This window comes from Schlesneria paludicola DSM 18645 (genome assembly GCF_000255655.1).
Taxonomy (GTDB): domain Bacteria; phylum Planctomycetota; class Planctomycetia; order Planctomycetales; family Planctomycetaceae; genus Schlesneria; species Schlesneria paludicola.
The window spans coordinates 3,324,739-3,337,465 of sequence record NZ_JH636434.1; the positions used below are offsets into that span (position 1 = coordinate 3,324,739).

Below are 12,727 nucleotides of genomic sequence, written 5' to 3' on the forward strand. Positions count from 1 at the left end.
AATGATCGTAACAGGAAGTGGAACCCCAACTAAAGCAGATTTGTCTGTTTTCTGACAATCCATTCCAGAATGAGGCAGCCGCTGATCAGCCACAGACACCACCAACGGTTCCACATAGGCTGGTGCGTTTCGCTTTCGATGATTCGTGGCGCAAGTGAGACCAGGTTGGGAAGGTCGCACAAGACCGTGGGCGGAATGATCTGGCCACCGGTCAATTCCGCAATGCGCGCCAGCAGCACCGGATCGCTTCGCAAATCATGCGTTTCGGCATTCACATCTCGAGCGACTGTGATCGTTGCGGAAACGACGCCCTGAAATCCTTCGCGACTGAGCAGTGATTTCACGTCCTCACCAACGGGTTGAATTAGAATCTGTCCATCGATGAGGCGATCGAAACGACCGAGATAGCGGCCTGGAATCTTTTCGTCACGTTCCAGGTCGACCTTGGCAATCTCGGTGTCTTTGATTCGGGCGACGGCCTGGATCTTGGCCAGTCGAAGAGGTTCACCATCGGTGTCGTGTAACTGCGCGGTAATCTGAACAGGCTCGCCCGAATCATAGTGCTCTTTGTCCGCACTGATTCTCACGGTCTTGGAACCACCCGCCAATTCCGAGGCCATCGCCCATCGCAAAAATTGGCCCCAGAACGCGTGATGAAACCGATCGCCATGGCGGGCACGCAAGCGGTACGTCGCCGGGGCCGAGATCATCGCAACTTTGCCTCGTCCAACGTTCTGCCAGCAGAGGAACGCGTCTGGCTTCTCTTGTTGATCGGGATTCTTCAGCGGCACGACTCGCAAGAGGGTGTGCGCCGACGGCTTGGGGATGCGGTACGCAGAGAGCCAGTTCAATGGATTGAACTGGAATGCCTCGCTCCACACCCGTTCGGTTGTCGAGAGATCATCCGAGACCTGAACCGCGGACGACATTCTGCCTTCGGCAGTCGGGACGACAGAGTAGGCCGCGTCGCTTTCGGATGCCGATGTCGCAACGACAGGCAAGAGTTCGGCGAGAGGTGCACTCGCAAAAGCCTGTGGCATCGATTCGGGCCCGGCGATCAGGACGAGAGTCCCCCCGCGCTGCGAAACATATTCTCGCAGTGAACGTTGACTTGCATCGGACAATTGCGAGGCGAGCAGATCCCCAAGAATCACCACGCGGTAGCGGCTCCATCCATCCAGTTCGACGGGCAATTGCACATTGTCGACGAATTCTCCGGTCCCGGCCGGAGTGGGATGAAAGATCAATTGATGGTGTTTGATGTGCGGATCACGTTCAAACAGGTTCGACAGAAAGCGAAATTCCCAGCGTGGACTGTTGTCGGCCAAAAGCACATTGATCACGTCTTCGATCACGTCGACAGTGATCGATTCTTCATTGTTGTTCTCGGAGACTTCGTCGGCGACCGGAACCACGCGCACTGTGTACTCATAACGGCCGAGTTCGCTACGTGTGGTCGTGAACGAGACAGGGTGGTCGGCACGCGTCGTTTGCGGTGTGAACTGCTGACGGTCAAGAACTTCTTCATTCCGCGAAGCATCCTTGGCAACGAGCTCGATCTGAATCGTTTCACCGAGACAGTCGGACGCGGTCACCAAAGATTCAATGACGATCTTGTCGTTTTTGGCCACGGCACGCGGAGCGTCAATTCGATGAAGTTCGATGTCTCGCATCAGGCGATCATCGCCGACCGCGATGACATAGAATGGTACGTGACCAAGGCTGGCGGCGACGTCTTGCGGGTTGCGTCCAGAGGTGTCGGTATGCCGCCCGTCAGAGAGCAGCACAACGGCCTCAATGCGATCAGTCGCCGCAGTTCGTCCAATCAATTCCAGCACGGAACTGAGATTTGTCATGGGTGGTCCATCCAAAGGAACCTGCGGTGAGGCCGCCCCAAGTCGCTTCCAATCCTTGTCGACAATAGGACCAATTTGATGGTCAAAGGCCCAGCGTTGAATGTGCGTCTCTCGTTCAACGCGGCTCAGCCAACTGGATTCCGCACAGTCTAAAACGTTGTTAATCCATTCGCGACGGCTGCGAGGTTTCGAGGCTGTCGCGAAGGATGCCGCGCCTCCATTTGCCAAGTCGTTATCGATGGCGAGCCCCGCTAGTTTTCGATCGAATTTGATTTCGTGGTCAAGTTGTGTGAGCAATGTTCGAATCATTGTCGATTGGACTTGTTGTGACGAAGCGCCTGACCGAGCCTGTTGTGACAATTGCTGAAACGAGGGAATGATCTCGTCACGCAGGGTTGCGAGATTCTTTTCGATCGAAGCTTTCTCGGACAGCAGTAGCGGTTCTGACGAATTCAAGATTGAGCCGTACAGCAATTGCGAGTTTTCCGCGGCTTTCAATGCCAAGTTCACCTGTTCACGCAGTGCTTCGAACGCCCGATGTGACTCACTCAGTTTTTGCGCCTGCTGCAGGCATCTCCTGGCTTCGGTCGTCGAAACCAGCAGCCGATCACACAACGAGACAAGCCGGATGGTGTCGGCGGGATGGCTCGCGATGGCCCAACGACGATCCTTGGCGGGGTCGGATGAATCCACGGTCTCCATACTGCCGCTGATGTCAGCGACGATCGCCAGCGTCTTGCGTTCAGAACGGCGCGTCACCGTCGTCTGCGTCGGTTCCAGGCACATCCAGAGCGTCATTCCCAGCACGACAATGCGCAAGGGCAAGAACCATTGGACCCACCGCTTTCCACTAAAACGAGCTTCCAACCAAAGCGTGATGGCACAAATGGCCGCTAGTACGACGCCAAGTGCGATCGCGGACCCGATGGTGAGGAGCCCCTGAAACGTCAGCCGCTGGGACGTTTCGGGGCCGGTCGCGTTGGCCGCAGTCGTAACAGACGTCAGCATGGAATGTAGGGGAGACCAATTCATGGATCACATCGATCTGTCGTGAACGCGGGTGGAATCGTGGCAAATCTGTCGGAAGCGTTTGGAGTCTCGTTGGGCTGTTTGGCGTTGGAAACCCCGAGAAGCGTCAGGTTGGTGGATGTTTCCTCGTTACCAGGCACCCGCTTGCTAACCCATCTTTTCCTCGTTACCAAGCTCCCGCTTGGTGACGCCTCTTCCGATCTTGTTTTCTGTCAGGCAGGAAGGCAGCCAGGAACCGTCGAACACATTTCTGGGGTGTAGAAAGCGATGCCAGGCGGGGGCTCGGCAACGAGGAACATCGATGCGTTATGAACTGGCGACGGCTGCGGGGAACTGGGCAATCAAATGTTTACGCCAGGCGAACCAGCAGACAGAAAACAATTCGGTCAGGATCAACAGGATCAAGCCGAGCAAGAACCAGCTCCACACAGGTGCTTGCGCGGACGAGGTCGTGACGGTGGATGGCCATTCCAATGGGTTCGTGACGAAGTGCAAGTTGGGCACACTGGTAAGTTCCGTTCGCTGAGTCGCCGTCAATTCCGTGAGGTCCGATTCATCAGGGTCTCGATTGACGTAGAATCTCGCAACACGATTTGTGTCACCTCCAAGGTTGATGGAGTAATCGCCTGGGAACGCGGTACCAAAATACCGATAGATCAATTCCTCGGCTTCGACATCGGGCATGATCGACAGCGGCTCTTGATATGGCGCTTTGAGCAGGGCCTTGCCTTCGGTCGCATCGCGTCCTTGTTTCAGCAATCCTTGCTTAAGGACAAGGGGTGAGTTCATCGAGAGATTCCGAAAGACGGCCGATGGCTGCGATAGATAACGCAGCCACTCCTGAACATAGGGGACGAACAATTTGCAGAGGGTCATGTTGCTCCATGACCGCGTCAGGGGAAACGCCTGGATGATCACTCGTCCTGCACCATGAAATCGTTCGACCGCCAGGATTTGTCCATCACCGGTCTCAAGCAAGATTGAGGGTTTTGTCGCCGAGTTGGCTTTCAGTTCATACCGGCGAAAGATCTTTGCATCACGAATATCGAGTCGCACCGTGTCGCCCAGCAATCCCGTAGCAGGATGCGTGACAGCAGGAGGATGGACCGTGACGAACGTCTCTTCATGGTCGTCTTTGCCAAGGACAGCACCGACAAGCACGGGCGAGAGACCTTCTTCGCTCGCGGCAAAATGCTGATTGAATGCGTCAGCATCCGAGTCCATCCCGAGCGCCAGCCAAAGTCCGCCACCGCTCGCCACGAACTGTGTCACTCGTTCAGCAAGCGCATCGGTAAATGGGGGCGTGACGGTGAACACAATTACGGCGTAGCCTGAGAGCGCCGTCGATTGAAATTCTGTGATGTCGACCAGTTTCGCCTCAAAGAAGCGGCTGTCTTGACTGGAGTTCCCTGCCTGTTGCCGATTCCCCAACGCGGCCAATACGTACTGAGACTCGTCCCACACAGGGTCTGAGCGCTCAGAGGGCCCCACGATCAAGACGGGGACCTTATCTCGTATTTCAAGGATGACCTTTGCGTCATTGTCCGACAGAAGTTCGTCTCGGTAATCCACATGACAATTGACCGCGTATTCTCCCGATTGATCAAACGCATGCTGAATCTGGACGGTGGTTGTCTGCCCAGGGTCCAGGGCTTCCGCAAAGGAGACGTTGAAGGAATCTCCGTCACAGCTCCATTGCAGCGAACACGACTCGACCCGGATCGCTCCATAGTTTTTGAGGCGGGCTCGAAATTCAATGGTCTCTCCGATTCCCGCGAGAACGCGATCGGTCTCGAGACCTTCGAGCCCAATATTGATGGCACGATCCGCGCTCTCACCCACATCGACGACGTTGATGACGGTGGGAAATCTCGATCCGGCGATCTGCTGCTGCAAGCGAGCCGCAGCAATCCGGCAATCGGCAGGCCAACCATGTTGACGGCAATCGGTAACGACCGTCACGATCCGCGAGCGTGACTGTCGGCCGGTTTCGACGGCCAGCGCCTGTTCGATCGTCCCCATCAAGTCGGCGGGCCCCAGGCTGGGACTCATGCGCTGCACGCGTTGGCACAATTGGCCGAATGCCGCCGAGTCGCCAGCCAGTGGTTCGGTTGTTTGCCACTGCGGCGTACTGGCCGCAAGCACGATATGCACCGCGTCAGTGCTGGTGAGATGTTTCGCGATCTCGGTCAGCTTTCGATGCAATCGTTCAAACGGCGTTGTTGGGCCGGAATCCCGACCCATTGTCAGGGAAACGTCGAGAACGAGAATCACGTCGCGGTGCGGTGCCTTTCCTACCCATGCCGCACGAACCATTGGTCGTGCCAAAGCCAGTACGAGAAACAAAAGGGCCGCACACCGTAAGAGCATTAGAAACCAATCGTCGATTCTCGAGATGCGGCGACGGCGGCGTTGAGCGTCGAGCAAAAACTGCATCGCGCCCCATCGGATCACCTTCTTCTGACGTCGAAACAGCAAATGAATCACGATCGGTGCCGCGACCAGCGGTAAAGCCGAAACGAACATCATGCTTAAAAAGGTCATTTCCGGACCATTCTGGATTTGTCATGACGATGCGGTGGACACGATGCGGTGGACACGATGCGGTGGACACGATTTCGAAACGATCACGAACTTGAAGGCCCGACACGAGACCATTGAACGACGACCATTGCGCTACGACTTCGACAAAGCCATGCGGCGATGGAGAAATTCGGCCAGGACTTCACCGAGCGGTTCGTCCGTTTGTAGACAGCGATATTCACACCCTAAACGCAGGCAGTCCTGTTTGATCTCTTTCAAGAACTGCCCGAACTGCTCGAGATAACGTTTACGAACGGAAGCCGGATCAACTTTGATGCGAACCGATTCGGTTTCAAGACACTCGAACTGCGACCATTCATCGAACTGAAACGAGGTTTCTTCCGGAGCGAGGACATGCATCAAGACGACTTCGTGACCTCGCTGGCGCAGATGCTGAATCGACTTCATGAGTGCCCCGCGTTCGGTAAATGCGTCGGTCCAGACCATGAAGATTCCGCGGCGGCGGATTCTGCGGGCGACCTGCAAGAGTCCGTCGGCCAGCGACGTTGTTTCTCCAGGTGAACCATGACGCAATGCATCGCACAGCGCCTGCAGATGCCCCGCATTGGCACGCGGTGGTACGAAGCGCGCGACGGTCTGGTCAATGAGAGCCAACCCCACGGAATCGCGTTGACGAAGGATGAGACGTGACAGACAGGCGCACGCAACACGTGCGAAATCAAACTTGGAAAGCGTGGACAACCCGAAGCCCATCGAGCCACTGGTATCCAGAATCATCATGACCTGAAGATTGGTCTCTTCTTCATAACGCTTGATGTAATAGCGGTCACTTTTCGCAACGAGTTTCCAATCGATCAGTCGTACTTCGTCGCCCGCTGAATAGTCGCGATGCTCGGCGAACTCGCAGACTCCCCCTTGATGCTTGGAGCGATGTCGGCCCGTGATGACGCCGTCGACCAGTCGCTGCGACACAAGTTCGAGATGACCGATCCGCGACAACACGCGAGAATCAAGCAGGCTCGAGTCAAAGGGAATCGGGGTTATCACGTCAGCGCCCTTTGGAAGATTCGAATCTCAATTGTTCAAGGTCCGAGACGCAGTGATCCTCAGCGCAGCCGATGGAAGAACGAGTTGGGAATACGCCAGAGGGACAGTCAACTTGGTGTTCACGAAGTCACGGCATTTTCAACTCTGGGCAGAGCCCGCTCCCTGGATTGCCACAGGCTGGCTATCCGCGACTTTTCCCCAGGAATGTTTTGGCGATGGGTGACACTTTCTGCGTCTTACCGCGAACACGCAGGTCAATTTCACGAATGATGTCGTCCGTAGTGCGTCCCGCCGCTTCGGCGTTGAACGTCGGAATGATTCGATGACGAAGTACGGGGATCAGCATCGCGTTCACATCGGCGGTCGTGGCGTGATACCGCTTATGCAGGATGGCACGCGCCTTGGCCGCTAGAATCAAACAAATTGACGCCCGCGGCCCGGCCCCCCACTGCACATGGTCCTGGATAGATTCCGGCAGGCTCCCTTCTTCAGGGCGCGTCATGCGAACGAACTGTGTGGCGTATTGATAGACCGAGTCCGCCACGGGTACTTTGCGCACCAGCGATTGCAGCTTCAACAGGTCACTGGCAGTCAATTGGGGCTGCAACGGAAACTGATATTCGGTTGTTGCACGCTTGCAGATCTCGATTTCCTGCTCGACCGTTGGATACCCCAGTTTCAGCTTGAGCAGGAATCGATCGAGCTGCGCTTCGGGCAGCGGGTATGTTCCTTCCTGTTCGATCGGATTCTGCGTCGCCAGGACGAAGAATGGTTCCGGCAGGGCATAGGTTTGCCCCCCAATCGTCAGTTGGTGTTCCTGCATCGCTTCAAGAAGTGCGCTTTGCGTTTTGGGCGGCGTTCGATTGATTTCATCCGCCAGAATAATGTTTCCGAACAGCGGTCCCTGGACGAAGCGAAACACGCGTTTGCCTGTCGTCCGGTCTTCTTCCAGAACATCCGTCCCCGTGATGTCAGCGGGCATCAAATCGGGAGTGAACTGGATGCGTTTGAATTGCAGTTGCAGGACCGACGACAACGTCGAAACGAGCAACGTTTTCGCAAGTCCAGGCATGCCTTCCAGAATACAGTGACCGCGGCACAAGATGGCCACGAACATCTGTTCGATCACCTCGTCCAACCCAACGATGACGCCGCCCAGCTGCTGGCGAAGCGCCTGGTACTTTTTGTGCAGATCATCAATGGCCTGAATATCTGCCGCGTTACTGAGTTCTTCATCCGACATGCCAATGTTCCGTAAAAAGTACGGGAAAGCACGACGTCGATTGACTGGCACAACATCAGACGGAGTTGATCGCTCGCCACGATCGCTCGAGGTGGACTCTCACCAAAGGCAGATACCTTCTGGTCAGGGTTCCCACGAGACAAACGTCCTTGTTTGTGTGTCCAGCGATGCCATCGCTTTGTACGCCAACTGTGAAAAGGTACGCCATCTGTGAAACGTGCACGAGGCAGGCACATTCGAGGTATCTCAATGAACGATTCCGCAAGTGACGAAATCGCCCTGCATCACATCAACACCTTGTTAGCCTAGCGTTGTGTCCAGTAAACATCCAGCGACTGAGACGGATTGTCAGACTCAAGTGGATTTGTCACAAAAGACTGTTTACGATCCGTCTCTGCGGCAGCCGTTCACGCTTCGAAGTGCGGGGGACAGCCCCGTCCTCATCGGCAACTTGTGTCTTGGCTGCGAATACCTCACACGGTGGCATACGACTTCTGCGATGAAAATGCGACAGTCCCCAACCCGTGAATGGTTCCTGCTGCCGCTTCTCGTGGCAGCAGGCTTTTCGCGGTTGTGTGTCGGTGAGGATCGAACACTTTCGAGTGAATTGCTGACTCGTGAACAATGGCGGCAGTTGGATCAATCCGTCGATCGCGGGTTGGACTTTCTGGCGACGCAGCAGGGCCGCGATGGCTCGTTTACAGGGCCGCCGACCGGGCAACCGGGAATTACCTCATTATGCGTGCTGGCATTCCTCTCGCGCGGGCACCTGCCCAACGAGGGTCCCTACGGAAAAGCGCTCAATCGCGCCATTCAGTTCGTACTCAGTCAGCAACAAGAGAACGGCCTGATCTTCGACCTGCCGATCGAAAATCGGACATGGGCCGACGAGCGACACAAGACCAGTATCTACAATCACGCCATTTCCGGATTGATGCTGACGGAGGTTTACGGCATGACCCAAGGAAATGACTCCGAGCCGATGGCGGAGACGATCCGCTCCGCCCTGAAGTTTACTCGTCAGCAGCAAACCCGGCGGAAAATGAACAAACACGACAAGGGTGGCTGGCGTTATCTGGTCATGGATTCCGTCAGCCAGAACGATTCCGATTTGTCGGTGACCGCGTGGCAGGTCATGTTTCTTCGATCCGCCCGGAATGCCGAATTCGATGTGCCGGTCGAATACATCCAAGACGCGATGGAGTATGTCCGTCGCGCCTACGTGCCATCGGATGGATCATTCTCTTATGGGCATCGCAACGTCCGGGATCAAATCACGCGAGCCATGGTCGGTGGAGGAATCCTGTTGCTCTCGCTTAGCGGCGAACATGACAGTGAAATGGCCAGATCCGGCGGAAGATGGCTGCTGGAGCGTCCATTCGATCGATATAACCGCTTTGTCCACAATTCCGAGCGATATCACTATAGCGCCTATTACTGCAGCCAGGCCATGTTTCAACTGGGTGGCGAATACTGGGCCGGTTTTTTTCCAACGTTGATGACGACCCAGTTGGACAACCAGCAACCAGACGGATCATGGTCGGCGGAATCGAATCGTGACGGGCAATACGGCAACGTCTACACGACGGCACTCAGTGTGCTGTCATTGACGCCCCCCTATCAGATCCTGCCGATCTACCAGCGTTGACAAACGACATCAAAAGTACATCGCGTCGTCACCGTTCACCGAGTGATCACTCGACCGAACTTTCGTCCCCCAGCATTCGCTGCAACTTCGCAAGCGTACGCGTGAGCAGGACGCGAATGGCCCCATCCGATTTCCCCAGTTGTTCCGCAACACTTTTGGTCGGCAGACCTTCCACATACCGCAGTCGCAGCACTTCTCGCTGCTCGTCCGGCAGAAGGCTCAAGACTTCTTGCAACCGCAGTTCCTTCTGAGCGCGTGAGAATGCCTGGCTCGGCGACGTCATACTGGCCACCAGCATCTTGATCAGCCCGACCGGTTCACCGTCTCCAACCGCCCCGTCGATCGACACTTCGCGATCGACGGCCCGTTTTTGTGCGGCCACATGATGCCGATGTGCATCAATGATGCGTTGCTCGGCCATCTGGCACAGCAACTTGAACGGATCGCGTCCTTGAACAGCAAACGCCTGTAGAGAGTTGAGCGCAGCCAGGACCACTTCCTGCAGAATGTCTTCGACCTCCAGTTTCTTTCGTAGTGCTGGTCCAAGATTGTGCTGGATGTAAGCCAATAGCTGTGGTCGACGCGACTCAATGAATCGCGCAAGTTCATCGCGGTTTGAACAACAGGGGATGTCTTCTGAATCACTCATCTCATACTCCCATTCACTCGCGGATTGATTCGACGAGTGTACGAGTATAGTTCAAACGACCGAGCCCGGCTCACTGGCGGCCGTTCACCTGTGGGCCCGATCAACCAAAAAAGAGAGTCGCGCGTCGCCCGGAAACATCATCAGAGAATTGGGTTTGCCTGTGAGCCCTGGATCGATTTGAATGGGGGGGGGGCTTGTGTGCGTCGAGAGTTTCGACGGGCCGCGGGCGTAACCGTTCACAGCCCAAAGAGAGGGGGACAGGCACATTTTCCCGGTTCAATTGGAATCCACAGTGCATGCACTAGGGTAAGCCTTCCCTCAACCGCGGGAAAATGAGCCAGTCCCCGGCCTGTGAACGGTTACACACGGGGCTTCGCACGAGAGATTCAGGCGAGGGAGATCGCTCCATTTGTGGCCCCCAAAGTCGAGAACAACCCAGAAAGTTCTGAACGATCGTGCCCTTTGCGGAATCTCAGTTCACCGACGAAGACGATTCGCTGCTCGAAGCGGCGATTGAAGCGTTCGCGCGGGCGTGGGACGAATCATCGACGCCCCCTGAACTTCACGAATATCTCGAACTGTGCGATGCGCCACTGCGAAATTCACTCGCCGTCGAACTGATTAAGATCGATATCGAGCAACGCTGGCAGCGGGGTCTTCGCAAGTTGATCGAAGACTATGTCCGCGAAATTCCCTTGCTGAAGGGACAAATTACCCCGCAACTGCTGATGGAAGAGTTTCACGCACGGAAGCTCGCGGGAGATGATGTCAGTCAGCATGAGTTTAAAGAGCGATTTCCGGATCAGGCGACATTGATCGATCGAATGCTGATCGACAACCCGCTGATGCAATCTACGGTCCCGACGAATGCGAAGGTCGCGGTCGAACTGGATCTGCGGCCCGGTCAAGCCATCGATGACTTTGATCTGTTATTGACGCTGGGGACAGGTGCGTTTGCGACGGTGTATCTCGCCCGACAGCGCTCCATGCAGCGAATCGTCGCAGTCAAGGTCTCGGCCGAACAAGGGGATGAACCGCAGACGCTGGCGCAACTCGATCACAACAATATTGTGCGAGTCTATGATCAACGGTCCTTGCCCGAACGTGGCCTGAGGTTGCTGTATATGCAATATGCCTCAGGCGGAACGCTCGCCAGCATCATTCGAACCTTGAGTTCGATTCCCAAGTCAGAATGGAACGGACAACAATTTTTGCGGGCCATCGATCAGGCACTCGACGCACGCGGCGAATCCGCGTCACCTGAATCGAGTGTCCGGCGGAAAGTGGCTGGAATGAACTGGCCGCAGGTGGTTTGCTGGATCGGCGCCCAATTGGGACGGGCCCTGGACTATGCACATCGCCAAGGCGTCCTCCATCGAGACCTGAAGCCCGCCAATGTGCTCCTGACATCCGAAGGAATTCCCAAGCTGGCGGACTTCAACATCAGCTTCAGCAAGAACGTGGAAGGATCGTCGGCGACGGCCCATTTTGGCGGAAGTCTGTCGTATATGTCGCCGGAGCAGTTGGAAGCAATCGATCCGCGGCATTCCCGAACGGCAGACAGTCTCGATGGCCGTAGTGATCTGTATTCTCTGGGGGTCCTCGTCTGGGAACTATGGACGGGCAACCTGCCGTTTCCGGATGACCTGGATCGTTCAGGGCAATTCCCCGCGCTGAAAAAGATGGTCGCACGCCGACAACGAGGCGTGATTGGAGGCACAGAGGCTGAGCCACGCCAGGCACGCGCCGTCCATCACGCGTTACGGCAGTGTCTGATGCCCGACATCGAGAATCGCTTTCAATCAGGACTGGAATTCGCACGCGAAATGGAACTGTGCCTGCAGCCCGACGCCAAGGAGTTGCTCACCCCCGCGGTGAACGGCTGGAAAGCATGGGTCCGTCGATTCCCCTTGGTGACGGTCACCATGCTGACCCTGATCCCCAATCTGGTTGGGGCCGTATTTAACTTCATGTACAACCGCGGAATCATTCTCGACCGGCTGCCCGATGCCGAACCGACATTCATGCGAATCCAGGCGATCATCAATTCGATCGTGTTTCCGGTAGGCATTTTGAGCGCCGGCTGGCTGGCAGGTTCGGTCGCCAAGGCAACCTACATCGGCAGACAGGGCCGACTGCCGGCAGTAGAACTGGCAGAGCAACGGCGACGGTGCCTGAAGCTCGGAAATGTGGCAGCGGCGGTAGGGCTGACCCTGTGGCTGCTAGCGGCCCCTGCATATCCCATTGCGCTGCATGCAATGCTGGGGGCAGTTCCGATCGAAATCTATGGACATTTTGTGAGCTCGTTGACCATCTGCGGATTGATCGCCGCCGCGTACCCGTTCTTCGGCGTCTCACTGGTTGTCGTCCGTTGTTTTTACCCTTCGCTGATCGATTGGGAATCGATGAGTGACGCGGATCGCGCCAGTTTGAAACGACTGACACATCAAACGTGGATCTACCTGATTCTCGCGGCGTCTGTTCCAATGGTTTCGATCGCGATTCTCGTGGTGACGCAGCCGAGTCTGCGTGGGGCGCTGATGGTTCTGGCCTGCGGCGGTGTGTTGGGATACGGAATCGCCGTCACCGCCTTTCGCATGGTTCACGCCGATCTCAACACCCTGGTTCGAGCGATCTGGCGAGACGAGAACTGACCTCAAGCTTCGAACGAAAACAAGGAAGCCGCTCCGAGTCATCAGATCGATGGTCGG

At 56.1% G+C, this 12,727-nt stretch carries 7 protein-coding genes; 2 read left to right on the plus strand and 5 right to left on the minus strand.

Features of this window, described 5'->3' with window-relative positions:
• Nucleotides 1–29: 29 nt before the first annotated feature.
• The 4 genes from OSO_RS0116290 to OSO_RS0116305 form a co-directional block, all read right to left on the minus strand.
• The gene (locus OSO_RS0116290) at nucleotides 30–2,888 is read right to left on the minus strand and encodes a hypothetical protein (RefSeq protein WP_157605215.1); all 2,859 of its coding nucleotides are present in this window, start codon (nucleotides 2,886–2,888) and stop codon (nucleotides 30–32) included.
• Between the two features lie 303 nt (nucleotides 2,889–3,191).
• Nucleotides 3,192–5,429, minus strand: coding sequence for an N-terminal double-transmembrane domain-containing protein (locus OSO_RS0116295; RefSeq protein WP_083842881.1), 2,238 nt, complete (start codon nucleotides 5,427–5,429; stop codon nucleotides 3,192–3,194).
• Between the two features lie 132 nt (nucleotides 5,430–5,561).
• On the minus strand, nucleotides 5,562–6,476 hold the full coding sequence (locus OSO_RS0116300; protein ID WP_040591701.1) for a DUF58 domain-containing protein: 915 nt from the start codon (nucleotides 6,474–6,476) through the stop codon (nucleotides 5,562–5,564).
• A gap of 181 nt (nucleotides 6,477–6,657) precedes the next feature.
• Complete coding sequence (locus tag OSO_RS0116305) at nucleotides 6,658–7,719, minus strand: AAA family ATPase (protein WP_010584306.1); 1,062 nt, start codon at nucleotides 7,717–7,719, stop codon at nucleotides 6,658–6,660.
• A gap of 499 nt (nucleotides 7,720–8,218) precedes the next feature.
• Here OSO_RS0116305 and OSO_RS0116310 point away from each other — a divergent pair, with 499 nt between their 5' ends.
• On the plus strand, nucleotides 8,219–9,367 hold the full coding sequence (locus tag OSO_RS0116310; protein WP_157605216.1) for a prenyltransferase/squalene oxidase repeat-containing protein: 1,149 nt from the start codon (nucleotides 8,219–8,221) through the stop codon (nucleotides 9,365–9,367).
• 46 nt (nucleotides 9,368–9,413) lie between these two features.
• Here OSO_RS0116310 and OSO_RS0116315 read toward each other — a convergent pair whose 3' ends face one another.
• The gene (locus OSO_RS0116315) at nucleotides 9,414–10,016 is read right to left on the minus strand and encodes a sigma-70 family RNA polymerase sigma factor (RefSeq protein WP_010584308.1); all 603 of its coding nucleotides are present in this window, start codon (nucleotides 10,014–10,016) and stop codon (nucleotides 9,414–9,416) included.
• A gap of 455 nt (nucleotides 10,017–10,471) precedes the next feature.
• On the opposite strand from OSO_RS0116315, the gene OSO_RS0116320 reads away from it, so the two are divergent.
• On the plus strand, nucleotides 10,472–12,670 hold the full coding sequence (locus OSO_RS0116320) for a serine/threonine-protein kinase (RefSeq protein ID WP_010584309.1): 2,199 nt from the start codon (nucleotides 10,472–10,474) through the stop codon (nucleotides 12,668–12,670).
• Nucleotides 12,671–12,727 lie beyond the last annotated feature (57 nt).